Genomic DNA, 25,095 nt, shown 5'->3' on the forward strand with positions numbered 1-25,095 from the left:
GCAGGTTATCGGGGTGAGTCGAACAAGCCGTCCTCCACTGTGATGGCTTGTCCACCGGCGGGTAGTGCTCGATGGAGTTCGGGGAGATCAGCAGGATCGGGTGTCGTGATGTGGCTGGTGGTCTTGCCGTTCCACAGCATGGTTTCGAGGAACACACCGGGCAGCGGTTTGGGTGCGCGGCAGGTAGTGACGATCGCGGCGAGGGGGACTTCGGGATTGTTGGCGAGCATGCCGGGACCGGCCATCATCCAGTCGAGGTCGCATGCTCGAAGGAGCCTGAACAGGGCGGTCTTGTTGGGGGGATCGACGCCGTCGAATGCCTCGTCGAGCCACATCAGCCGGGGTGCGTTGGGGTGCTGGTCGTACATGGCCTGCAATGCGGCGATGAACGGCGCCAGCAGGGTGACCACCCGCGCACCTCCGGAGAAGGTGTCGTGTTCGGCGCGTTCCAGTGGGATCCAGTTCGGTTTGGCGGCTGAGGCGGTGCGATATTCCAGCTTGAGGTCGAACCAGCGGCGGTAGTCCAGGGTGTGTTCCAGGCGTTTGCGCCAGTCGGTTTCCCCGTGGGCACGGGCAGCTTCCTGTGCTTCGGCGACCCGTCCGGCCAGGAACTGCTTGATCGTGTGCTGGGTGGCCGCGGGCAGGAACGTGACGCTTTCCTCTTCCAGGACCTGGAGCACCTCGTTGGCGTCGCGTTCTGCCGAGACCGGGACTCGTGTCAGGCGCAGGGTGAGCGCCGAGGTGGTGGTAGGGCTGGCTTTGAGCTTGGTGTTGATGCTTTTGCGGAGCGATTCGACTTCCACCAGTCGGTCGCGGAGGTGTTCGACGAAGGTGCTGCCCAGTAGTTCGTTGATGGCGTGGTCGAATTCCGCGTCGTAGTTGGCTTTGAGCTGGGCGAGTTGTTCCTGCAGGGTGCGTGCTGCAACGGGCGGTGCGTACGGTCGGCCGGAGCCGTCGATGATCAGTTCCACTGTGGGGAGCTGGGCCGGGTTGCTGTCGTTGGGTTCGGAGAGGTTGGCTGTCCGGCTGGAGAGGGCTTCCAGCCGGGAGCGCAGCGCAGGAAGCTGGCCGGTCAGGGCCTCCCACTTTCGCCGTGCGTGGGTTGCGGCTTGAGCTGTGCCTGGTTCCCATCCGGGGATCGGGATCAGACGAGCCGCGGACTCGGCATCGCCCAGAGCGGCCTCGGGGGTGCGGTCGGGGGAAGCGGAGATGCCGCACAGGGCAGGCAACGCGGCGTCCAGGTGTTGCCACCAGTAGGCCACCGCCTCGCCGTGGGTGGTCTGGACGGCGTGACGGTGTCGTGCCGTGGTGTCCAGGTCACTCTGGGCGGCGATCCGTTCCTCCAGCAGGGCACGCTGTTGCTCCCGCAGCGTCCGCAAGGTGGTGGTGTGGCCGGTGATCGCGGTCTCCAGCGCGGCGGCTCGCTCAAGGACTCCTTGCCCGTCCAAGGACAATGCCGCCCGTGCCTCCTCTGCTTCGGTGCGCAGAGCTTCGGCTTCCTCCTGCGCCGTGCCGGCGGCCTTGGTTTCACTGCTGAATTCCGCTTCACAGCGACCCAGCGTCTCCTGCGCTCGGGTCAACGCTGCGCTGAGTGTGATCTCCTGTTGCGCGGCTGCGTTGAATTCGCCGATGCTGGTGCGCAAGGCCGCTACCGCAGAGGCCACGGAGTTCAGGCCTTCGGCATGGCGGGGCATCTCGTGCTCGGAGGCATAGAGCGTGATCTCCCGGGTGGCCTCCTCGAGGGCCTTCTGGGCCGCAGTCTTCGCTTCCTGGGCCCGCCGTAGTTCCCCAGCACTGGCCTTCAGGAGTGCGGCGGCCTGGCGGGCTGCGTGGACTGAGGACACCACTGCGGTATCGGAGGGAGAAGTGCGGTAGGCGGTGGCCAGTGTCTCCAGCCGGCGGGTCAGCGCGGCGAGCGCGGCTGTGAACTCCTCGACCTGGGTCTCGGCAATGGCCAGTTCGGTCCGGAGGTGCTTGAGTCGGCGTTGCCGGGCTGCTTCTCGTGCGGCGGTGCCCAGCAGTTGCGCTCCCTCGCCGGCAGGCGCGGCCTGACCGCGCAGGCCCGCGAGATGCCAGTGACCGTCGGCTGCGATGACGGCGCGCTGTGTCCCGGACGCTGGCCGAGCTGTGGCCTGGCTTGAGCTGGTGGTTGGGGGATGGTCTTTGCCGTCAGGCTCGGGGTGATCCTGGAGTGTGTCGATGTAGGCCACGCCGCAGAGCAGTCGATCTACCACGGTGGCCAACTCGGCGGGGATATCGGCGGCGGGAGCCAGGACCGAGCGCAGCGTGTCTTGTTCGGGGATTCCCACGAGAGCGGGGGCGGGCGCGTGGCCCGGGGCACCTTCAGGCGTGGAGTCCGCGGCTTCGAGTTGCCAGACGACTTCGTGGCCCTCTCGGGCCTGTCGGTAGGTGCCGTCTGGGGTGATCCACGCTTGCAGGAGACCTGCCGCATCCAATGCCGCCTCCAGGACGGCGACCTGCTCCTGCGTGGTTGCGGGCATGGGGTCCACCAGTCGCCACAACGGTGCACCGGACTCGGTGATCCCCGCGGACCGTGGCCGCCGCGACCACAAGGCTGGCTGCAGCGGACTTGGTTCGCTCTCCTTGGAGAGAGTGTCGATCTCGAGGGCCACCTTCACCTGTGTCGCCTGGGCCGCTGTCAGTTCCTGGCGCTGACGCTGCTGTTGGCCGGTGAGATCGGACTGGGTGGGCAGAAAGTGTTGCCGCAGCAGGAGTTCCCTGAGTACCGGACCTGGTTGTGCCGCACCGGCGATCGTGGCGACTTGGGCCATCCACTTTTCCACGAGGTCAGCCGAGGGTGGGTTCTCGGGAAGTTGTGTGGCCCAGCCGGACAGGTCATGGGCCAAGGCCGCGACCGCCTCGTCGACGTCCGCCTCGGCCTTGTCCGAAGCCTCTTGTGCCTTCAGATGCTGGCTCTTGTTGCGGCTGAGTTGACTGTCGGCATGCTCGTCGAGTTGCTCGGCCTGGCTTTGCTGGGTGAACAAGCCACGGAGGTGGTCCAGGAGCTGCTGACGATGAGTGGTGAGGTGGTGCAGTCGGGCGATGTCGCGGCGCTGAACGAGTTCTTCGGCCAGCGTTCCGCATCCCGCTTCTGCCGCGGAGCTCATCACAGCGTGGCCGGTCTGTTGCACCGTTTCCGTGGCAGCGGTGGCATCGCCCTGGGCCGTGTCGCGATGAGAGCGGGCCTCACTCAAATGTGTGCCGGCCGACTTCAAACGTCCTTGGGCCAGCTCCGCGCGCACCTCGGCCTTGCTGGCTTGCACCGCCAGCGAGCGTGCGCTGGCAGTGGCGCTGGCCGCGGTGAGGTACTCCTGCGATTTGTGCAGGGCGTCCTTCTGCGTCTGTGCCTTCTGCCGGTTGCCCTCTGCCTCGGTGATGTTGCCGTCGATCGTCTCGAGGTTCGCCGTGCATGTGTCCAGTGTGGACTGTTCTCGCTTCTCCTTTTTCAGGGCTGCGGTGAGAGAATTGTGGCTGGCGAGCACGGGGTCGGCTGCTTGCCGGATTTCGCTGTGCGCCCAGGGAAGCCAGTACTTACTGATGAACTGGGTGATCGCGGCCAGGGCCTGTTCAGCGTTGTCCTGCTCGGTGCGCATCCGTTCCAGTTCGTCCCAATCCTGGGAGAGCTGTTCGATCTCGCTGTCGTCGACGGCGGGGAGGGCGTGACGGAAGGCGGTGGCGAGATTGTCCATGTCGAACCGGGCGCCGATTTTGGGTGTGCGCAGCACCCGCAGCACGCGAGTGAGCTGGGTGAGCACCGCGGTGTCCCCGTCGAACATGGTGCGTGCGATGGCGGCACGGTACTTCTCACCCGAGGTGTGCTGCTCGAAGCCGGTGACTGTCTTGACCTGGCCGGGATCGACGGGATAGCCGGACTCGACGAGGGTCAGTCCGGACCGCACACGGTGGCTGCCCAGCAGGGTGCACCATGTCGGGGGGATGTCGTTGTCCCCAGTTCGGGCCTGGGCGAAGAGCAGCGTGGTGAAGAACTCCGGTCCGTCCTGGGTCAGTCGGCCGTATTCGGCCCAGGCCCAGCCGCGATACTTCTTGGCGTTCTTCTCACGCCGGTCCAGGGTGTGCTCTGACGGCTCGATGTAGAAGCGGAACCGTTTGGTGGAGGATCCGAGGGTGTCGATGTTGTAGGAGGAGACATCACCGGCGAAGAGCAACAGAGTGGTCAGTGTCATCAAGGTGGACTTGCCGGTCTCGTTGGCGCCGGCCAGTTGCAATCGGCCGTCGGCGAACCAGGCTTCGGCGCGGTCGAACTCCCACAGGTTGACCACGCCGACCCGCAACGGTTGCCACCGCGAGCGGTGCGGCACCGGGAGTCCGCCCTGTTCGGCTTGCTCCCTCCACCGCAGGAGCGCGGTTGCCCCCTCGGACGGGTTGTTCTCGACCTGGGCCTGAGTCATTAGGGGGTATCCGTCTCGCGCGTCGTGGGTGGGGGAGTGGCCGGGGAATCCGCGGGGTCGGGGAGGAGCTCGTCTGTGGGCAGCGCGGGCTGGTAGCTGAGGCGGGGATTGCGGAAGCGCGCGGCGGTGGGCAGCACTGTCCAGCCCTTGTTCGCGCTGATGCGCACCACACCCAGGGCCTGGAGGATCGGCTCGACCGCGGTCCGGAGGCTGCCTGTGCCGCCGCGCAGGTCCTCGGTCAGCGCCTCGGCACAGCGGATGCGGACCTCGGCGGTGACCTGATCAATGACCTCCGAGGTGACCGTGATCCGGCCGGCGCCATCAGGTGAGGGGCCCGCGGTGAGCACCCCATCGAGGATGTTGAGGGCGAACCAGGCGGAGCGTTTGCTGCCGGGGAAGGCCAGGACCATGCCGGCAGGGCAGTCCTGCGGCAACCGAAGGAGTAATCCCTCTGCCCGGACCTCCACCGTGCCGCCGCTCATCTCCGCGGCCGCGGCAGCAAGCGAGGACCGTTGCGCCCGAGCGTAATCGGCGTCGTCGGGATGGAGATCGCCGTACAGCAAGGCGGTGTCTTCCAGCAGGTGGCGGAGCATGCGCTGGCGTCGTGTCGCCGTGCGCACCTCCTCCAGGTCCTGACCCTCCACTGTGAACACCCGGTGCACGGTGTGCGGATCGATGAACTGCAGCAAGGCATCCGAGTTGACCTCGAAGCCACCACCGATGCCCTGGCCCTCGTCTTCCCACTGACGGAGTAGCCCGTCGTCGGAGGTCCGGCGAATCAGCACACCGCAGTCGACGAGGTGATCGACCGCCTTGAGGAAGGTCTGCCGTTCGGCTCGAGCCCTCCGGCGGCCCTCCTCCTTGTCCGGATGGGGGTTGTAGGGCTTGATCTTGCACGCGGGATTGACCGAGGCTGCCCGAACCGCATCGGAGAGGTACTGCACGGTGGTCGTGCCGGTGATCTCTTCGCACGCGGCGGCCAGCACGATCCGCAGCACCAGTTCCCGACGCGACGGCGGCTCCACCATCACCGGAGCAGCGGTCAACTCCGGTCCCGCCGGGTCGCGATGCAAGCGAACGACCCCGACCGAGGTGGTCAGCCTGTACCCGACCCGCGCCGCCCACCGGGTCAGGTGGCCGCGATTGTCCAGCACCGCGCGGTAGAGCCGCGGATTGGTCTGATATGTCAGTATCGGGAAAGCCAGCAACCCCAACCAGGCCCGCTGCGCGCTGTGCAGCCTGACCGCCTGGGGAAGCTCGTCATAGACCCGAACCGTCATGCCGGGATCAACTCCAATGTCCAATCCGGACAGACAATGTCGCCGGCAGGTGTGCGTACACAGGCGGACTCCGTTGGCCTGGCCGGAGGATGGGCGATGACCTGCCACCGTCCGTCGGCGGTGGTGACCCTGCGCACCTGGGACTCCTGCGTCGTGCGTGCTGAGCCGACCGCGGCCAGAATGCCCCAGAACAGCGCAGCCTCCCCCAGTCCCAGCGGCGCCCACGAGGACAGCGCGCTGCCCGAGCGTGCCGCCAGCAGGTCCTCGGCGGCGGACTGTTCCCGGCGCTGCTGATCCAACAGCCACCGCGCCTGATCCCGGGCTACCCGGCGATTGGGCACCTGCCCCGCAGGACCACCGCTGCTGCCACGGGCGCGCTGGCGCGCGACAGCGTCGATCGGTACCGGCGGCGCCTCCCAGAACGAGGTCCGTGCGGCCCCCACCGGCGGATCAGCCGACTCACCGGGCAGGTGCTGGGCAGACCACTGCCCGGTGGTCTGACACCACATTCGCCACGCAGCCTGGTCATCGGGGGCCTCCTCAATCGCGGCCGCGACCCGGAACAATTCGGCCTGCCGTGTGATGTGCCCGCCAGTGGAGAGCAACGCGCGAGTGCCACGCAGCAACGGCGAGACCGCGTTGCGGACCTGGCGACGCAAGCGCGAAGCTTGAGTGTCCGGGCCGGCAAACCACGCACGCAGCGTGTCCACCCCAGCCTCGTGGACCTGCGCCATCTTCGAGATCAGCTCCTCGCCGGCACCCGGGTCCAGGCCGACCACTGCGACCTCTCGCCACAGCTGCGGCCCCAGCCGGTCCAGCTCTCCCACCGCATCCCGGATCCGGGCGGTGTAGGTGTCGATTCCGGCACCCCACACGGTGATGTAGGACATCACCGTCTCCCGCAACCGCTCGATCTTGCCTTCATCCGGTGCACCGGCCAGCGCCGAGGCCATGCGTGATTGCCACACACGCGCGGCATCGGCCATGGTCTTGAGCGTGGTACCGACCTGCGACCACGCCTGAGCCGCCGCCGGATAGTCCTTGCCCGTGACCGCCTCCAGCACCTCGTTGAGGCGGTCAGCGATCACGGCAGGCGCGAACGCCGCGGCGGAGGTCATCGCCGACTGATCATCACCACGTTCCCGCAGCCATCCGTGCAAGTCAGCCGCGTCAGTCGTGAGCTGGTAGCGATCCCGGGACCGGACGAAGTCCGCTTCCGTGCGCGCCTGGTCCTGCCAGCTGTGCACCACTCCCCACTTGGCCAGCTGCTGCATGCGGGCGTCCAGGTCCAGCACCGGCAGAGTGAGCAGGTCTCTGGCCCGCGGTACACCGACGACGGATTCGACGCGTTCACCAAGAGCCGCCAGCAGCTCATCGCGACCCACTCCGGTCAGCGTCACCGCCTGTGCCTCGAAGAGCACGTCGACGATCAGGCGGTACTGAGCGGCATGGTCTTGCGCGGTCAGGTAGCTCGCGATCTCCATCCGGCCGGGGAAGCCAGCCAACTCCCACCGGCGCAGCCCCGGCTGCTCCGGCGCCCGCTCACGTTCGCCGCCCGCGCTCACTGGTCGCTGCAGGGTGGTGTCACGACGGCGCGCGCCGTCGTGTTCGGACGGACGCTGTCGGGCAGTTGCGGCCAGGTCTCCACGGAGTTCACGCTAGGCATCGACACCGACAGCACCTCGGTTCACACGCCTGTTCGAGTAGCAGAGAGTGACGGCGAGTGTTGCTGCATGGTTGATGTACTCCCGGCAATCATCCATCGCGGTGATCCAGATCGGCGACTGCGATTCATGGAGTAGCCATACGCCCATGGATAACCTAGGTAAATATTCTTGCATGTCACCGCGGCCGCCAGGTGATGGGCGAAGAATATGCAGATGACGACGCAGAGATACCGACATCTGCCGCCAGCGCAGCCTGACTGTTGGGATGGTCGCGTTGCTCGTTTCGGGTGATGAACCCCTTCAAGCCCTCGATTCGGCCGGGATGAGACGCCAGCCGACTGGGAAGGAGGTCGTGTCCTGGACACCGGTTCGTCGGCAATCCGGATCTGTCGGTACCGGCTGTTACGTTCCCGCCCATGACGAACTTCGACGGCGCCGTGGCTCGGAATGCCGGTGGAGGACCCAAGCTGGAGCTTCATTTCAGCAGTGGCTGGCCGGCGCTCACAGAGGCGCTGAAACAGCCAGGTTCTCCGCTGAAGGGATTCTTCGCCGACCTATTCCCGAACACCAAGACAGTCTTTCAACGGTACAAGGATTCTGTCGGTGCTCTGGTCGTGCCAGCTAGCACGGAGGCACTCGGTGGCGGTATGGGCACGGTCGGCGGCGCCTTCGACTGGCTGGTCGACTTCCTCCTCTGCCCCCACCCCGACCTCCACCTGCCGGCCGTCGGAGCAGGCAGATGCGGCCACCGGATGCCGCGTGCACTGGCCGAACTCGCCGGCATCCTGGCAACACGAGCACCCAGCGAGGACACCCGAGGCGGCCAGGACAGGGTGAGCGAGTTCGACGGGCCCCACGCTGGGACTGCGGTCGATCCCGAGCTGCTCGCGCGAGGATGCTGGGCGTTGGCCTTGCTCACCGAGTTGGGGCGTGGCGTTGCGATCGAGCGCTCCCCGCTCGCCGCGGTTGACCCGACAACGGTCACCGGCCACCACCTGCTGGACATGGCCTCCAGCGTGGCACTTGACCAACTCGCCGCGCTTCGACGGCAAGCCGAAGCGGTTCTCCTGCCCGCACTGGCCGGGTATGTCGGGCGCTGGGCCATTAGTCCCACTTTCGACGGCTCGGTGCTCCTGAACGCCGACGCGGACCTGATCGCAGCAGGCACCCTCGTTGAGATCAAGACGTTGCTGGGAAGCAAACGCAAAGACGGTAGCCGCTATGCGACGCTCGACAGCCAGACCTTGTTCCAGATGATCGGCTACGTGCTCCTGGACTTCCAGGACGCATTCAAGATCCGCGAGATCATGCTGTTCAACGCCCGCTACGGTCACGTCGCCACTTGGCCGGTTCATGACCTCCTGAGCGGCCTCGCAGGCCACCCTGTCGATCTCGCCGCTACGCGAACCGAATTCAGGACGTTTCTGCTCAGCGGAGCGAAGCCGAGAGCCTGGGTTCGCTCCACACCGGCCAAGCCAGACTGATCGCAAGGACACGGGCGCGCCCCCTTGCGGTGTGGTTGGCGCGGACACCACAGAGCGAGCGTGCTGGCGGGAACCGCCTCGAATGCCGTGAACCAGCCCCGGGACCTGGGTGCCCTGGAACGTGAGGTTCAATCGCCACACGATCGGTCGACCGCTCCTGCGTGATGCGGTGCGCCCAGAACCTGCTTCCCCAGCCCCCATGACGCCGCGACGACAGGCACCTGGGCCTCGCAAGCCACCGCGCCGCCGCATCACCCGCCCCGGTGATGTCCCGACCCCTCACCGGAACCGTCGTCTGCTTCGCCGGCCGGGTCGCGCAGTGCTGCCTGGTCATGGCAGCTTCGCCGCGGATGTCAGGACCGGAGGCTACCGTGAATGTTATGGCCCGCACCGCGTTGCCCGCTCCCGAACCGCCCGGCTCACAGGGCATCGCTGACCTCATAGAACAGCACACAACGTTGCGTCCCACCGTGCACGGCCAGCTCCAAGGTGATTGCCCGTTCTGTAACTCCACGGCATTTGTGGTGCGCCCTGCACACGGCACCTACCACTGCTTCGGATGTGGCGACGGCGGTGACTCCCGCGCTTTCGCAACCAAGGTCCAACGCGACGTGTGACTCTCGGGCCCAGGAGGTTGTGCCAGGAGTGAGTCTGCTGAACCCCTTGCCCCACCGACGATGCGGCCTCCTCCTCGGCGATCTCACGATCGTCGTTGCAACGGGGCAGGGGTGTGCCCCCGTTGGGTTCGACCAGCTCGCCCCTTGCCGCATGCTCGTGGTCCGCTGTTCCTCCCCGCCACATCAGTGTCATGAACCGTTTCAGCCGTGGCGGGCAGGTGTCCCCACAACTGTCCAAGGGATAGCAGAACCCGCTGTCGCACTGGTTTGGCCGTGACAACCCGCCCTGTAGACCGGTGCCCTGGTCCTCACCTACACGAAAGATTCCGATGAACGGCACTGCCGCCGAGACTTCGCCCGAGCTTCTGCAGGATGCGATGATCACGAAGATCACAGACGCTGGGTACACCCTCAGCCCGAGGGCTGAGCAGGCACTGCGTGCCGTCGATCGCCATCTCTTTGTTCCCGACGCCACGCTTGAGCAAGCCTATGAGAACTCCATCGTGGTCACGAAGTGGAGCGATGACGAGCAGGTTCTGAGCTGTTTGTCGCAGCCGTCGATCGTCGCGCTCCAGCTGGGACAGCTGGATGTTCAGCTAGGCCACCGTGTCCTGGAGATCGGCGCCGGCACTGGCTACAACGCCGCGGTGCTCGCGTACCTAGCGGGACCGCACGGACACGTCACGGCGATCGATGTCGACGCGGACATCGTCGAGCAGGCACGCGAGAGGCTGGCCGCCGCCGGAGTCGGCAATGTGGAGGTCGTGCTCGGTGACGGCGCACTCGGCTACGGACCGGGTGCCCCGTATGACCGGATCGTGGCCACCGTGGGCGCGTGGGGCATCCCGGAGGCCTGGCTTGCACAACTCGCACCAACCGGAAGGCTGGTGGTGCCCACACGGATCCGCGGCAGCGTCTCCCGCTCGATCGCCTTCGAGCGCGATGAGGACGGCCTCTGGCGCAGCGTGGACCACAAGATGTGCAGCTTCGTGCCTCTGCGTAGCGGGATCGCCGACGACCCACGGAGGAGGATCCCGCTGACCGCTGACAACGCGGTGACACTCCAGCTCCACCAGGAACACGCCATCAACCCGGCCGAATTGATGGGGGTGCTCACACTTCCCCGGTTCGAGGCGTGGACCGGTGTCACATTCGGCCCGATGCAGTCGCTGGAGTGGCTCTACCTCCGGCTCGCGTGCGTGTTGGACGCCAGCCTCTGCTCACTGTTCGTCGACCCAGCCGCAGTCGAAGCCGGACTGGTGAAACCGATGTTCCGTGCATACACGATGGCCGTGCCCGGCGAGGGTGAACTCGCCTACCTGACCTGGCGTCGTGCCGGACACACCGAGAACGGCGGCAAGATCATGGAGATCGGAGTCATCGGCCACAGCGCCGCGGGATCCGCATTCGCCGACCACGTGGCTGGCGAAGTCCGCACCTGGGGTGAGCAACAGCGAATCCCCACCGTCCAGTTCGAGATTTCACCGACCGGCACCCACGATCCGCAGGCTGGGAAGTTCGTCCTCGACCGGCCGCACCATCGCCTGACCGCCATCTGGCAGTAGTTGCCTCTGCCATCGAACCTCTTGGCGTATAAGACCAGAGCGCGATCCGCTCAGCTTCTTGCCGTGCGTGGGGAATTCCACCTCAAGCCTGGTTCACAGCGGCACGAGTCGCGGAGGTGGTCGGGTGATACATGTGGGTGGTCTCGGCTCCACACCCCACCGCCAGCGCGGAATGGCGACACACTGACAGGCGTGGCGGAGGAGGACGGGAGCCGCAACGAGATCGGAGGCGGCGTCCACGTGTTGAGTGCCGTTTAAGTTGGTGATGAGCGTGCCGTTGGCGGCGGGGATCGGCTGGGACGAGAACGCCCGGCCGGTGGTGTTCCGGCCGGGCGTGTCGTGTTCACGCTGTCACTGCGGTCCCCAAGGTGCCGTACTCACTCGGTGATGACCTCGGCGATCGCGGCGCGGGCGGAGGACTCATCGACGATGCCCTTGTCCTCGGAATAGGCCGCCAGCAACGAGGACAGCGCGAGATTGTTGACCGCGCGGGGGTAACCGCGGGCAGTGTCATGGATCAACGTGACCGCGTCCTCGGAGAACAAGGTGTCCTTGCGGCCGGCCAACCCGAGGTGGTGTCCCAGGTAGGACGCGGTCTCGACCCCGGTCATGGGCGGGATGTTGTAACGGATGGCGATGCGCTGATCGAGCGCGGCCAGCATGCCCAGGCCGATCTTGCGACGCAGGGTCGGCTGCCCGATCAGCAGACAGGCCATCGGACTGGTGGAGTCCATGTCGTGGTTGGTCAGCATCCTGATCGCTTCGAGTTGTTCATGGTCGAGCAGGTGGGCCTCATCGATCACGACGACGGGAACCCGTCCTCGCTCGGCGTATTCGGTGGCCAGCGCGTCAGCGGCCTGCGGGATCAGCGTGGAGCGGTGCGGGCGGGGAACACCCCCGAGGGCGGTGACGATGGCGTGGTGGATGCCAGTCACCCCGACCGCCGGATTGGGCAGATAGATCACCGTGTGCCGGGGCGCGTCCAGCGCGGCCAACGCCGCCCTGGTGGCCACCGTCTTGCCGGCGCCGACCTCGCCGGTGATCACCCCGAGAGCGCGTTCGGCGATACACCAGGTGATCCGCGCCGCCGCCTGGGCATGCCCGGCATGCCGGTGCAGCATGCTCGGGGCGAGATCACGCCGGAAGGGCATGCGGGTGAACCCGTAGAACCCCTGGATCTTGTCAATCACCGCGTGTCCCTCTCCCACTGTCCAACCAAGTCCCACTTCATGGTGTCCTTGTCCCGCAAGGCATCCATGCTGTCCTCGCCAGGGTTCACCGCTGCTGCTCCCCGTCACCGTCGGGCTCGTGGCCGACCAGGGCGGTGTAATTGATCCGTCCCGCCAGGTCACTGGTGCGGGCGGTGTCGATCAACCGCAGGTAGTCGATCCCGGTGGCCGGCGCCGACTCGGCGGCCGGGGTCTCCGGACGCGCCTTGGGATGGGCGTGCCGGGACAGCTGGTGCGGCCGGGCCAACCCGAACGGCCTGTCCTGGTAACGGACCTCGATCTCGACCAGGTCGAACGGGTCGAACACCAACTCGACCTTGCGCCCGACCAGGGACCGATCGACCTCGTAGATGTTGGAGTGCAAGGACACCGTGGCGGTCTTGGTGACCGTGCGGCGCTCCGACCAGCGGAAGGCCTCCCGCAGCGCGGCCGGGGTGGGCTGCGGGAACGGTGCCCCGTCGTTCCAGCGCTCCCAGGGCTGCGCACCGGTCTCGGAGTGCACCCGCCGGTGATAGACCTGCTCGACCCAGGCGGTGAACAACCGGTTCAACTCCGCCAGGTCGCTGATCCGCTCTGGGTCGACCTCGACCAGGAACTGCTCCCGAACCGTGCGGAACAAACGTTCGATCTTCCCGCGTCCCTGCGGCCGCCCCGGGGTGGAGTGGATCAGCTTGATACCCAGCCGGGCGCAGGCCCGCAGCAGCGCGGCGTCGACGAACGCGCTGCCGTTGTCGACGTAGACACCCTCGGGGACCCCGCGCGCGGCCAATGCGGGGCGCAGGGCGGCGGCCAGGCGGACGGTGTCCTCCGCGCCGCCCCACCGGTGCCCGACGATCATCCTGCTGTGGTCATCGACGAAGGCGAACAGGTAGGTCTTGCGGCCGGCAATCCTGGGGCCATGCAACGCATCCCCGATCCAGAGCTCGTTGGGGCGGTCGGCCTCGAACCGGCCGAACGCCGCCGGCGGGCTCCCGTCCGGACGGGTGATCAGCTCCAGCCGCTGGAAGTGGCGGTGGATCGTGCGGTAGGACGGGCCCCAGCCCAGGTGCTGCGCCAGGATGCGGACCACCTGGGCGGTGGTGCGGGCGGGGTTCTCCCGCTTGAGCGCCGCGGCCAGGTCCAACACCTCGGTCGGGGTGCGCGGGGTGACCTGCCGGGTCGGGGGCAGCAGCGCGTCGAACCCGCCAGAGCGCCAGGCCCGCAGCCAGCGGTCCAGGGTGTTGCGGGAGACCCGGACCGGCTTGCCGAACGGGTCGGTGTGGGTGGTGGCCGCGATCGCCCGGACCAGCGCGCCGCGCTGCCGCGCGGATAACGCGGTGTCCGCGGCCTCGCGGATCAACTGGTAGCGGAACAGCGCGACCTGGTGGGCGCGTTCGGCCCGCCGCTGCTCGTCCTCGTCCTGCAACGCCAACGCGCTGCTCCCTTCCGGTGATGGGGCATGGCCGCTCGGAAGGGTCAACCACCACCCGTGTCACCCGAAAGGGTCAATTCGTGTTGATCCACTCAGCCGTTCGCGGCAGGCCAGCCGGGGGTGAGCAGCTGGCCGTGGCAGGCCGCGCTGACCACGGGCCAGATCGGCGCGGTGGGGACCGAGAACCGCGCCCGGACCGCGTGGACGAACCCGATCATCGCCGCGACCGCGTCGCCCAGGGGTGTCCCAGCCGGGGACGGCAGTGCCCGCGCCGGGTCGTCGACCAGCGCGACCAGCCAGCTGGTGAACCTCGCGGCGACCCGCTCGGCCCGGCCGGCCAGGCGCCGTAGCCAGCCACGGACGGTGGAGGCGGGGCGGTCGAGCAGCGCGGCGACGCGCCGGTGGCCGTGCCCGGTCGCGGCCAGCTCCAAGCCGGCGCCGATCACCACGACCTGATCGGCCCGGCGCAGCAGCACGGTGGCGGGCAGCAGTATGTGGGTGCGCAAGCAGCCCGAGCAGCGGGTTCGGCGTGGTCGCAACGGCAGCGCCTGGCCGGGTCCGCGCAGGGTGCGGGGTCGTCCCCACCCCCACGCGGTCAGCCGGCCCGAACACTCCGGGCAGGCCAGCCGGCCCGCTCCCAGCATCGCCTCGACACCACCGGTGTCGGCTCCCACGGTCACCACGTGCACGAACTCCCGAACGCACCCGACGCCCCTGGCCGGTATGACTGGGGCGTCCTTGCTGGTCACGACGTGTTCACGGTGCCGCCGGGCACTGTGGGCATCAACCGACCTTCGGCTGCTACCTGCCGGTGTTCATGTGGAGTGGCACACAACCCGATCTTCATCTCCACCCAGAAAGACAATCAACACCACGGCCCGGTCGTACAGGCCAGGACCATCCATCACCTCACCGTCACTGTCGCCGGCTCTGCCGGCACCGGTCAAGCCGGGCAGATACCGCGGCAGCTGCCCTTGGCGGTATCCGGTTTCACCGGCCGCGCCGAACACCTGGCCGCCCTCGACGGCCTGCTGCCCCACGAGGACCACGTCGCCGGGGGAGCGGTGGTGATCTCCGCGGTTGACGGCACCGCCGGAGTCGGCAAGACCACCCTGGCTGTGCACTGGGCCCACCGGGTCCAGCACCACTTTCCCGACGGAACCCTGTTCGTCAACCTCCGCGGCTACGGCCCCGCCACCCCCGCCACCCCCGACGAGGCGCTCGCCGGATTCCTGCACGCCCTAGGCGTTCCGGGCGACCGCATCCCGCCCGGTCTCGATGCCCAGGCAGGGCTGTACCGCTCGGTGCTGGCCGGGCGCCGCGTGCTGATCGTGCTAGACAACGCCAACTCCGTCCACCAGGTGCGGCCCCTGCTACCCGGCAGCCCCGGCAGCCTGGTGGTGGTCACCAGCCGGGCCAGACTGACCGGGCTGGTCATTGGTGAGGCCGCCACCCGCCTCACCCTCGACCTGCTCACCTCCGCCGAGGCACGCCGGCTCCTGCACGCCACGCTCGGCCCAGTCCGGATCGCGGCCGAACCGGAGGCCGTCGCTGCGCTGATCCGTTACTGCGCCCGGTTGCCGCTGGCACTGCGCATCGCCGCCGGCCACGCCGCGGCCCACCCGCACACCACCCTCGGCGAGTTGGTCGCTGAGATGGCCGGTGACCAGACCCGGCTGGACCTGCTCAGCAACATCGGCGACCACACCCTGGCCGTACGCGCGGTCTTCGCCTGGTCCTACCGGCAACTGACCGAGCAACAGGCCAGGCTGTTCCGGCGGCTCGGCCTGCATCCCGGGCCGGAGATCAGCCTGCACGTGGCGGCCGCGATCGCCGAAGTCGGTCTTGCCCCCGCCCGGCACCTGCTGGGCGCACTCACCGAGGTCCACCTGGTGCAGCAGGTCGCCCGGGACAGGTATCGCTTCCACGACCTGCTGCGCGCCTACGCCGCCGAACTCACCGAGGCCGAGGACCTCCCCGAGGATCGGGCCCGCCTGCACCGGGCTCTGCTGCAGTGGTACGCCCACCACATCAAGACCGCCTATGTGATCGACCGCCCGGCTTTCTCCTCCAGGCTCAGGATCCTGGAAGCACCCACCACGACCCATCCCGTGATCACCTTCGACGGCGTGGCCCACGCCTGGCAGTGGGCGGAACTAGAGAGCGACAACCTGGTCGCCGCAGCCCGCACCGCCGCCCACCAAGGCCACGACGATCTCGTCCTCCTGCTCGGCATCACCACGGTCAACTTCTTGTCCAGGAAGGCGTTGTCAGCCGAGGAGCTGGAGCTTGATTGGCTGTGCCTGACGGCAGGGCGCCGTAGCGGTGATCAGGCCGCTGAGTACGAGGCGCTGATGAACCTGGGAGAGATGCTGCAACGGCTATCCCGGCTCGACGAGGCGTTCGCTGTCTTCCACGATGCTCGTGTACTGGCACGCACGCTGGGTGATCCAGGGCGGGAAGCAGCCGCCCTGCTCGATCTCGGCAGGTGGTGCAGTCAGCAAGGGCGGTGTGCCGAGGCACTTGACTATTTCCAGAAGGCTCTGCCGCTGAGCCCAGGCGCCCAGAACGGACGGCTGGAAGGGGTGATCGAGTGCTACCTCAGCATGGCGCACGCTGGTCTCGGCAGCCACCACCAGGCGCTGCACCATGCCCGACGCGGACTGTCACTCCGACAGCAAGCGGTTGATCGCATCGGCGAAGCGGAGGCGCTGGAACAGCTGGCCCGCGCACACCAGGGCCTGGGCGCGCACCAGGAGGCCATCGCCGTGTGCGAGCAGGCCCTGACCATCAGCGAGTCCTACCCGCTGGAGAGCGCAGGCATTCTCGACGCGCTAGGGACCTCCCTGTGTCACATCGGCAACACCCAGCGGGCGATCACCTGCTGGCGGGAAGCCCTGGCGATTTTCGAGGCATTCGGCGACTATCAGGCTGCGGACCTGCGTACTCGGCTGCGCGCACTGGAAACCCGCGAGCCGGAGAACAGCTAGCATCACCGGGCTTCCTCAGCGCGGTTGTGCGTCAGGTTCGTCGTCGGGCTCGATGATCGAGCCGGTCCTGTAGTCATAGCCCGGCAGGAATGTCGCCAGTGCGGCCATGGCGTTGCTCAGCGCCACGATCGCGTCAGCCGTGTCGACCGGCGTGCATGCCCTGCTGAACTGCTCCCAGGCGTGCCGTGCCTCCGTGCCTGCCTCGTGCCAGGCCTCGTCCACAGCAGCGCCTCGCGTCAGGACCTCCTGCGCCACGACCATGCCGATGACGGGAACCGTTGCGTCAATGATGTCTTCAGTGTCTGCATCATCTTCCTGCCGCGGACTGGCGTCCCGCACCGTCGAAATGGCCGTCCACAGCAGCTCACGCTGCTCGCGGCTGATCTCGAATCTCCCCACGGAGTCACTCACAGCCGCTCTCCTCGCACCGCAGTGCAGTCATAGCCCTCACCGACGCCGTTCCTGTGACCGCTTCACCACGTGGCACGCTACTGAACGTGGGTCCTCACCGCGCATCCGTCCATCCTTCTCCCATCGCCGGTGATCCGGCTTGTCCGGATCTTGCTGGCGGTCTTGGCGAGGTGTGCGGGCCGAGTGAGTTGGTGATGGCGCGGTGCTCGCACGGCAGTCGCGGCCGCGTGCCGCTGGGATCTTGTGGCTCGAATCGTGGTTGCTGGCCGGCGGGCTCGACTGCTGGGCCCTGACCATCCCGCCACCGCCATCACACGCAAGCACCTCGTCTGTGTTGACACCGCCGCGCTACGCCCCGGTCTCACGAGCGCGGCAGGTAAGCAGTTGCGCCCCCGGCGAAGCGAACCACATATCCCGACGCTGATTATGTGACAGCCAGACGCAGCGACCGCTGGCCGAGGTGCCGTCACCATCGTCGTGGCCGTTCCCGCCGCCAGCGCGCGTCCTGTGACAAGTAGGCCGTGTGTTGCCTCACCACGCCTGAACCAGGTGCCACCACCGAGCCTGCCGCAGCGCTCAGGCACCAGGCCACACTCACGGCGTCCCCGTAAGCGTCAACGGATGTGCGCTGACACCTTACCCAACACGGAAAGGAAACAAGCCCACATTTCACACACTGCCCACCTAGGGCAGCAATCAAGTGCCCTCTTGCTATCGTGATAGCGACATCCACCGCTACCCCTTGAGGCGGAGTAATGGCACAGCGAACCGTCGTTCAGCTCATCGACGACCTGGACGGGAACACCAGCGACGATATCTCTCGCATCGAGTTCTCCCTCGATGGTGTTGTCTATGAGATCGACCTCAACGACGCCAACGCGACACAACTCCGTGAAAATCTGGCACGCTTCGTGGACGCTGCCCGGCGCACTGGCGGCCGCATCAAGCGCGGCACCGCGCAGTCACCGTCTCTGCGCCGCGCGGGGGGTGATGGTCGAAGCAAGGACCAGACCAGAGCCATCCGGGACTGGGCGCGCACCAACGGACACCAGTTGGCCGACCGGGGCCGGATCCCTGCCTCAATCGTCGAAGCCTTCGAGGCAGCGCACTAGCACAGGCAACTGCCGGCACTGCACCTGCGGTTCATCAGCGGACCGGCCAACCAGAGGTGCCTGACAGCTGGCCTGGTGTTGCCGCACACCCTGGCTTGGTCAGCTGACCTGCTGACCCCGACCGTCCTGCACGACACCATCTCTCTCTGCGAACCTGGTCTGTCCGGTCTGTCGGTGAGTGGGGTCGCGCGCTGGGGTGGCATCGCTGGAGATCGCACCACGGCGGTGCGGCGACAAGTCTCTAGTCAGCCAGTGCCACCGGAGCCTGGGATCCGGCACAGGGCCACGGAGCGCGACACGACAAGGTGCCGTGACCTACCACCGCGCTACGCCGGAGGAGATGCCGAGAGTCGCAGCCAGGGCAGCGCACAGAACTCCTGACCAGGGCACCGTGGCGAATCTGTTCTACGTCAGCCGAACCAAGCGCTGTGTCTGTTGTGGCAGTGCGCCTGTTCAGGCACAGGGCGGGCATTCTGTTCATGCCCGTCACGCCGTGGCATGTGGGGGCGACAGGCTGAGTAGTGTCAATCGCCGTGACCGAGGCAACCGACAACGAGTTCCTGGAGCACGACCGCCACGGGCTCTATGCCGAACATCCTCAGGGTGAGGCGAGGTTCGCGGTCGCCTACCCTGACTACCCCGGTGGCGAAGCCGCCTACTGGAAGGACTTCGCCGCGGCCGCGGCGACCTACTACACCACGGAGGAACTGGAGGGTCGCCGGAGTCCGGAGCAGTACGCCGAGGAACAGGCCCGCTACGCGCTCAAGCGTCGTGTGGACGAGATTGCCCACCAGGTCGCCGACGCCGCCGGCATCAGCTATCACGATCTGTGTCACTGGCTGGTCAAGGACCAGGGATTCCCGTGGCGCAACGACTGTGACTTCGGCCAGCTGCGCACCCTGTTGGAATTCCTGCAGGCCCCAGACACAGTCGGGAAGGCGCGGCAGGCGCCGGACTATCCCGTCCGCATTCCTGCAGCAATGGTGCGGGCTGCGGGCGCCTACTGGGGACGGCGGCGGGCCGAGCGCTCTATCGGCGGGTAGGCCTGCGGACGGATGAAGCAGGTCGCAGTCGGTGGAGCCTTAATACCTGAGCGACTTCGCTGATCACTGCTGGCGCCTGGCGCCCAGCCGCTGGGGCCTCCGATGCTAGAGTGCCCCGAATCGTTGGTGTGTCAGGCCGCCAGACTTCTGCCCCTGTTGTGTTGAGGGTTGTCGCCGGGCCGTGGAGGCACCTGTGACATTGAGTCGGCGCACGTCCCGTGTTTGTCGACAACCACAGCCGAGAACTCCTCCGTTCGGAGGTGAGTTTCCGCACCGGGCCCTTGATCAGACGGAGCTGCGAGGTGCCCGCTACCGCACTAGCTCATCGGCAATGCCGTAGTAGGCAGCAAGTGCAGCGAACAAGCCGCCGGGTTTCTTGGCCGCACGCCCGAGAAGGGTGTACATGGTCGACATGCCCAACGGTTGCTGACGGGACCAGTCCGGGGCGATCTCCTGTGCCTGGGCAAGGAACCTGAGCGCGAGTTGGTCCTGACCTAGCTGCACCGCGGCCGCAGCACAGTGCAAGTAGTGGCCGGCCTCCCAGAAGGCGGGCACTTGGCCGGTCGAGGCCGGAATGCGGCTGGCGAGCCTCAACGCGCTCTCAGGATCCCCTCGCCGCAAAGCATGGTCGACCTGTTGGATAGCGGAGACTCTGGGACCGAAGATGGCGGCCTCGCTGACCATGTCCGTACCGCTACGAATCGCTGCTGCCTCTGCCACGGCCAGCACATCCTGCGCCTGGCGGTGATTGCCCTCTCGGGAGGCCGCACTGGCACCGTTGAAGAGCAGGTTGCCGAAGATGCCGGCACGGACTGGATCCCGGTCGAGCATCCGTGGTTCGATCCGCGCGGCCGCGGCCAGGGCCAGCCGCTCGGCCTCCGTGGTTTGCTTCAGCCGGACATGCGTCCACACGAGATACCGGGTCGAGATCGCCGTCTCAGTCTCTGGTGAATCTGACTCACCTGCGGCCTCCAGTGCCCTCATGGCCGCTGTCCAGGCAAGATCGTCCAGCTTGAGCCTGCCCGCCAACCCTGCCGCGAGGCGTCGTGTCGTGGACAGCACACGGTGTGCCTCGGCGTTGGCATGGCCGGTGGTGGCGTGTTCGAGTCGGTGCGCGTCGATGAGCAGAATGGGCAAGGTGGCCAGCAGTTCGCCGTTGCGACCAGCCACATAGTCCTGCCATGCCTGATGGGTACTGGCTATAAGGACGTCAGGGGCGGTGACCTCGTAGGTCTCAGGGAACTCATCCAGACATGGAACCGCGCCGAAGGTGATCGCCCGCCGAAGGTCGCGCAATCTCGTGGCATCGTCGGCCTGGGAAGCACGTGGTGTCGGCGGGAGTCCAAGCAGCGCACTCCTGGACAGGCCCACACCGGCGGCCAGCTTCGTAATGGTGTCAGGCCGCGGCGATCGTACGCCGCGTTCAATCCGGCTGATCGTGTCCTTGGTGAGCGCGGTCTTGTCCGCGAGCTCCTGTTGGGACATGTTCAGCGTCATGCGGCGCCGGGCGAGAATCTCAGGCAGAGCGAAGGCCTCCGTCGGATGTGACACGGGAACCTCCGCTGTGGCTTTACCTGATTCGCTGCTGACGAGTGATTCAGTTCTGGGGTTCGTGTTCGAGGAGGAGACCCTCTCGAATGGCTTGCAAGCCTAGCCTGATCCTGTGGGCAAGGCCGGGGCTGACAAGCTTTTCGACCTCGTCCATCGTGTACAGACCCACGGAGCGAATCTCCGGGTCAGTTGACACGATGGCCTCCACCTCGGAGTCGCTGAGCACGCCGCCGTCATAAACGAAGGCTAGGCCTTCAGGCATCGGGCCGTTGGCAGGCACGTAGTCGATGACCAGCAACCGTCCACCCTGCCAGTCGATGCCGAGTTCTTCACCGACCTCGCGAACCGCTGTGCGTCGTGGGCTCTCGCCTGCCTTGGCGGCACCTCCCGGGATCTCCCACGACTCCTTGTAAGTGGGCTCTACCAGTACAACGCGGCCACGCCCGTCGTGGAATAGCGCTCCGGCGGAGACGCGCTTTCTGATCAGCGAGGCTGCGTACTCAGGGTATGGAAGCAGGTCCAGTTTCACAGGTTCCACAGCCCCGAAGCCTACCTGCCCGGCGGCGTGGTCCCGGTGTAGACCAAAACGGTCTACTTGAGCATGTGCTCAACTGGGATGTGGTCCAGATATGCCCCTGTTGTCGCAGGTCACAGTGTTCGACACTGATCATGGAAGGCATGCGTCTGCGGCACCTCGCGTGATCGGCCCTGCGTCCTTGCTGTCGCTAGACGCCCCTCCCGCCGCCTCCCCGCGGATCCTTGCCTGCCGAGCGGGAGGTGAGTCGCAGTGTTGCTGCTCTGAGGAGGTGCGAATGCACGTTGGTCCGCTAAGCCGGAGGGTGAGTCCCCTCCGGCGAACCACCGGGGTCGGCCCGGGTGTTGTGCTGGCGACTGGATGCCGGCTTGAGCGGGGACATCTGGACGGCCGTCGGGGGAGCGGTCGGAGTAGAACTGTGCGCTTCGAGCCGCACCGATCCTTCCGACCGTGCAGATGTTGCGCCGAGTTGGTGAGGCAGGACGCTTGATTTTTGAAGCCCTGCACGGCGGTGCGGGGCCTGCTAGTCGCAATATCACACAGGGGGCTGTGCAGTTGAACCTGAAATTGGACCACGCGGTGATTACCCAGGCCGCCTACGCACTTGCCCAGTCTGTCCATGACGAGGGCTGGCGCCCGACACGCATCATCGCAGTGGTGCCGGGCGGACTCGTGCCAGCCCAACTACTCCTCCACGCCCTCGACCTTCCCCTCGAGGCATTGGGAGTTCTGTTCGACCGCCACCATCGGAGACTTGGCACAGTCCCTGACTACGTCCTGGCCGGCAGTTGGGATGCCACAGACCTCGACGGCCGCGATGTCCTCATCGTCGACGACCTCGCCAACACAGGTGGCACCCTGCGTGCGGCCCGCCGGAGGTTGCAACGCCTGCGGCCACAGCGGATTCACACAGCAGTCATCGCGGTCAACACCACAGCATGGACAGCGGCCAACCGCAGCGCCAGCACCACAACAGTGACCTACCACGCGATGGAACTGAGCCAGCCACCGAACTTTCCCTGGCACAGCATGCAGGAGATCTGCCACCGCCAGGAGTCCCTGCTGAGTCGTTCCGAACAGCTCGTTGACACTCCGGCAGCCGATGCCAGTCAGGACGGCGCGGCAGTGATCGACAGCAGCACTCAGAAGCCACCAGAACAGCGGGGGATCTAGTGCGCACACTCGAGTCCGCCCTCGCACGAGAGGCGCGATCGATCATGGGACACCGACACCTACGGCGGGGTGAGCAGGCACCGTGGTTCCGTTCGGCCTTGAACGATGACGCGTTGGCAGAGGCGGTGCACGAGTTCACCCGCGGACGGTGGGGTGCGGCGCAGCGCCTGCTCAACCCTCGCGACGTGACCGGGGATGTCATGATTCATCGACTGCAGGTCTTGGCGCAGGAGGGCTGTCGGCACGACACCATCGATCGGTGGATCACCCACAGGGCAGACGAATCAGCCCTTCTCCTTCAGGTCTACACCGACGTCGCTCGTGCATTTCTGGACCCCGCCGACATCCAGCAGGTCACCGTGGCCTGGCATCAGTGCGTGGATGCGTCCCGGGGCGGCAATCTGTTCGCACAGGTCGCCTTGTTGACGATGGTCCGGTGCCTGCCGCCGCGGTTGCGGCACCCTTCCGGAGCTGATCCCGTCATCGGCGGCGCATGGTGGCGCTTTGCGGGCAATCTTGCAGCTCAACCTGAGTCGCGCCGGGATGAGTTCACCGAAGGCCACCGCCAGTACCTCCAGTACTACTCACCTCAGTGGCATGGCAGCGCCGAGCAGGTGCTGTCCACGGCGCGTGAACTGCGCCGTGGTGCCACCTCCGGATCACCCCGGCACGTGCTGCCACTGATCGCGGCCTGTGAACAGCTCATCGCCTCGCACCTCCAGGCCGGATCACCCCAGCACCGCAGGGGTTTCCGGTCACCGTGGCGGGACCGCAAGGTCCGCCAGAGCGTGAGCGAGGCCCTCGTCAGCTGGTGGGATCAACGGCACGGTGAGCATGCCACCAGCATCCGCGAGGCCAACTATCTGGCCTACGCCTTGGTCCACACAGGACAGCTCGAGGCGGCGGTGGACGTCTTTGACCACATCGGCCCCCACCTGACCCCGTGGCCATGGGGATTGGATCACGAGAATCCAGCCGAGGCATTCCAGGAACATCGTGAACGGGTGCGCGGCGAGAAAGCCCTCCACACGCCCCCACCGCCCGCGGCGGCCCTACCTTCTCCCCGTCACCGACAGCCCTGAAGGAATCGGCATGTCCCTGACTGAGCCTTCCAGCGCCAGTTTCTCCGCTGACCTGCCACGCCGCAAACTCGGCGGCCTGGCCGTCGTCGCGGTCGTTATCTCGGCCTCGGCGCCGCTGACCGTCGCCGCCGGCGGCACTCCCGCGGCCTTCGCCGCCTCCGGGATGGTAGGCCTGCCCTGGGTATACCTGGGTGTCGGCGGCCTCATTCTGCTGTTCTCCATCGGCTACGGAGCGATGAGCCGCCATGTGGTCACCGGCGGCGGGATGTTCACCTACGTCGCCCGCGGTCTGGGGCCACGCGCGGGAGTCGCGGCCGCTTTCGTTGCGGTGCTGGCCTACAGCGCCATCCAGGTCAGCGTCTACGGGTTTCTCGGTGCGATGGCCTCCGAGCAACTCGCTCTGCTGGGCCTGCCGGAGTTTCCCTGGGTGATTCCTGCGGCCGCGGTGGCCTTTGTGGTCCTGGTCTGCGGAGTGAGCCGGATCGAGATCAACGCCCGCCTGCTGGGAGGGCTCCTGGTCGTGGAGTGCCTGCTGGTGGCCGGATTCGTCTTCGGCGCCGCGCTGACCCCCGCACAGCCGGAGTCGATGCTGCTCGCCCTGTCTCCCGATGCGGTGGCCACCGGGTCCTTCACCGCCGCGCTGTGCCTGTGCGTGGCTGCCTACACCGGGGTGGAATCAGCGGGTCTGTACGCCGCCGAATGCCGTGAGCCCTCCCGCACGGTCGCCAAGGCCACCTACATCGCGATCGCCGCGATCACCCTGGGCTACAGCCTCATCGCCTGGTCGATGACCGCGGCCACCGGCCCAGGACAGGTCGTGACCCAGGCACAGAAACTGGGGTCCAGTTTCCTGTTCACCGTCGGGTCGCAACTGCTCGGCCCTTGGTTCGGACAGGTAGGGCCGCTGATCTATCTCTCCTCGATGTTTGCCGCGCTGCTGGCCTTCGCCACCATGGTCGCCCGGTACCTGTTCGCCCTGGGGCGTGAACGCGTGCTGTGGACCGCGCTGGGCCGCCAACACAGCGAAACCGGCGCGCCGGTGGTCGGAGCCTTCGTCCAGTTCGTCATCTCCCTGGGCGTGGTGATCCTGTTCTGGGCGGCTGATCTGCACCCGGTACAGCACCTCGCGGTCTGGACATCCGGTCTGGGGGCGCTGGGGATCCTGCTGCTGATGGCCATGACCTCGATCGCGGTGATCAGCTATTTCCGGCACCGGAACACCACGGTCAGCCGGTGGTCACGCAGCATCGCCCCAGCCCTGTCCGCTGGTGTCCTCTCCGCCCTGACGCTGCTGGTACTGCTCAACTTCGACATCATCTTGGGCAGCAGCACCCCCTTGTGGTGGATCCCTCCCGCCGCAGTCATCGCCGCCGGGCTCGGCGGCCTCGGATGGGCAAGCTGGCTCCAACGCCACCGTCCGGAGATCTATGACCAGATCGGCAACGGCGGCCGCCACCACAGCGAAGGACCCACCGGCTTCCTGACTCACTAAGTTGCCGCAGCCTACCCAGCACA

At 66.9% G+C, this 25,095-nt stretch carries 18 protein-coding genes; 9 read left to right on the plus strand and 9 right to left on the minus strand.

Annotated elements, in window-relative coordinates; all coding sequences use genetic code 11:
* Positions 1-5: 5 nt before the first annotated feature.
* Genes MZC64_RS45900 through MZC64_RS45910 form a run of 3 tightly spaced genes read right to left on the minus strand, consistent with a single transcriptional unit; the run spans position 6 to position 7,194 of the window.
* The gene (locus tag MZC64_RS45900) at positions 6-4,430 is read right to left on the minus strand and encodes an SbcC/MukB-like Walker B domain-containing protein (RefSeq protein ID WP_247765984.1); all 4,425 of its coding nucleotides are present in this window, start codon (positions 4,428-4,430) and stop codon (positions 6-8) included.
* Positions 4,430-5,710: a DUF2398 family protein gene (locus tag MZC64_RS45905; protein WP_247765983.1), complete on the minus strand. Its 1,281-nt coding sequence runs from the start codon at positions 5,708-5,710 to the stop codon at positions 4,430-4,432. Before MZC64_RS45905 ends, MZC64_RS45900 begins: the two co-directional genes overlap by 1 nt.
* Entirely contained in the window at positions 5,707-7,194 is a 1,488-nt protein-coding gene (locus MZC64_RS45910; protein WP_247765982.1) for a DUF2397 domain-containing protein, read from the minus strand. The genes MZC64_RS45905 and MZC64_RS45910 overlap by 4 nt, the downstream gene beginning before the upstream one ends.
* Positions 7,195-7,793: 599 nt before the next feature.
* On the opposite strand from MZC64_RS45910, the gene MZC64_RS45915 reads away from it, so the two are divergent.
* From MZC64_RS45915 to fxlM, 3 genes are all read left to right on the plus strand, one after another.
* A complete protein-coding gene (locus MZC64_RS45915; RefSeq protein WP_247765981.1) occupies positions 7,794-8,861 on the plus strand; it encodes a hypothetical protein in 1,068 nt (355 codons plus the stop codon).
* 380 nt (positions 8,862-9,241) lie between these two features.
* Positions 9,242-9,478, plus strand: coding sequence for a CHC2 zinc finger domain-containing protein (locus tag MZC64_RS45920; RefSeq protein ID WP_247765980.1), 237 nt, complete (start codon positions 9,242-9,244; stop codon positions 9,476-9,478).
* Positions 9,479-9,807: 329 nt separating this feature from the next.
* Positions 9,808-11,043 (plus strand): methyltransferase, FxLD system, encoded by a 1,236-nt coding sequence (fxlM, locus tag MZC64_RS45925; protein WP_247765979.1) that lies wholly within the window; start codon positions 9,808-9,810, stop codon positions 11,041-11,043.
* Positions 11,044-11,420: 377 nt separating this feature from the next.
* Here fxlM and MZC64_RS45930 read toward each other — a convergent pair whose 3' ends face one another.
* From MZC64_RS45930 to MZC64_RS45940, 3 genes are all read right to left on the minus strand, one after another.
* Positions 11,421-12,233 (minus strand): AAA family ATPase, encoded by an 813-nt coding sequence (locus MZC64_RS45930; RefSeq protein ID WP_247765978.1) that lies wholly within the window; start codon positions 12,231-12,233, stop codon positions 11,421-11,423.
* Between the two features lie 85 nt (positions 12,234-12,318).
* Positions 12,319-13,683: a DDE-type integrase/transposase/recombinase gene (locus MZC64_RS45935; protein ID WP_247765977.1), complete on the minus strand. Its 1,365-nt coding sequence runs from the start codon at positions 13,681-13,683 to the stop codon at positions 12,319-12,321.
* A 92-nt stretch (positions 13,684-13,775) separates the two neighbouring features.
* Positions 13,776-14,432, minus strand: a complete 657-nt coding sequence (locus MZC64_RS45940; RefSeq protein WP_247765976.1) for a hypothetical protein — start codon at positions 14,430-14,432, stop codon at positions 13,776-13,778.
* 225 nt (positions 14,433-14,657) lie between these two features.
* On the opposite strand from MZC64_RS45940, the gene MZC64_RS45945 reads away from it, so the two are divergent.
* Positions 14,658-16,673: a tetratricopeptide repeat protein gene (locus MZC64_RS45945; RefSeq protein WP_247765975.1), complete on the plus strand. Its 2,016-nt coding sequence runs from the start codon at positions 14,658-14,660 to the stop codon at positions 16,671-16,673.
* A gap of 15 nt (positions 16,674-16,688) precedes the next feature.
* Here MZC64_RS45945 and MZC64_RS45950 read toward each other — a convergent pair whose 3' ends face one another.
* The gene (locus MZC64_RS45950) at positions 16,689-17,084 is read right to left on the minus strand and encodes a hypothetical protein (RefSeq protein ID WP_247765974.1); all 396 of its coding nucleotides are present in this window, start codon (positions 17,082-17,084) and stop codon (positions 16,689-16,691) included.
* Between the two features lie 755 nt (positions 17,085-17,839).
* Here MZC64_RS45950 and MZC64_RS45955 point away from each other — a divergent pair.
* Both MZC64_RS45955 and MZC64_RS45960 read left to right on the plus strand, forming a co-directional pair.
* Positions 17,840-18,196: an Lsr2 family protein gene (locus MZC64_RS45955; RefSeq protein ID WP_247765973.1), complete on the plus strand. Its 357-nt coding sequence runs from the start codon at positions 17,840-17,842 to the stop codon at positions 18,194-18,196.
* Between the two features lie 533 nt (positions 18,197-18,729).
* Positions 18,730-19,239: a hypothetical protein gene (locus MZC64_RS45960; RefSeq protein WP_247765972.1), complete on the plus strand. Its 510-nt coding sequence runs from the start codon at positions 18,730-18,732 to the stop codon at positions 19,237-19,239.
* A gap of 309 nt (positions 19,240-19,548) precedes the next feature.
* Here the strand turns inward: MZC64_RS45960 and MZC64_RS45965 are convergent, their stop codons facing one another.
* On the minus strand, positions 19,549-20,790 hold the full coding sequence (locus MZC64_RS45965) for a helix-turn-helix transcriptional regulator (RefSeq protein WP_247765971.1): 1,242 nt from the start codon (positions 20,788-20,790) through the stop codon (positions 19,549-19,551).
* Between the two features lie 46 nt (positions 20,791-20,836).
* Positions 20,837-21,328: an NUDIX hydrolase gene (locus tag MZC64_RS45970; RefSeq protein ID WP_247797800.1), complete on the minus strand. Its 492-nt coding sequence runs from the start codon at positions 21,326-21,328 to the stop codon at positions 20,837-20,839.
* A gap of 453 nt (positions 21,329-21,781) precedes the next feature.
* Here MZC64_RS45970 and MZC64_RS45975 point away from each other — a divergent pair, with 453 nt between their 5' ends.
* From MZC64_RS45975 to MZC64_RS45985, 3 genes are all read left to right on the plus strand, one after another.
* The gene (locus MZC64_RS45975; RefSeq protein WP_247765998.1) at positions 21,782-22,498 is read left to right on the plus strand and encodes a phosphoribosyltransferase; all 717 of its coding nucleotides are present in this window, start codon (positions 21,782-21,784) and stop codon (positions 22,496-22,498) included.
* Positions 22,499-22,596: 98 nt separating this feature from the next.
* Positions 22,597-23,580 carry a hypothetical protein gene (locus tag MZC64_RS45980; protein ID WP_247765969.1) on the plus strand — a complete coding sequence of 328 codons (984 nt, stop codon included), beginning with the start codon at positions 22,597-22,599 and terminating at the stop codon, positions 23,578-23,580.
* 10 nt (positions 23,581-23,590) lie between these two features.
* Positions 23,591-25,072 (plus strand): APC family permease, encoded by a 1,482-nt coding sequence (locus MZC64_RS45985; RefSeq protein ID WP_247765968.1) that lies wholly within the window; start codon positions 23,591-23,593, stop codon positions 25,070-25,072.
* Positions 25,073-25,095 lie beyond the last annotated feature (23 nt).

Source organism: Crossiella sp. S99.2, from assembly GCF_023094165.1.
Lineage (GTDB): Bacteria > Actinomycetota > Actinomycetes > Mycobacteriales > Pseudonocardiaceae > Crossiella.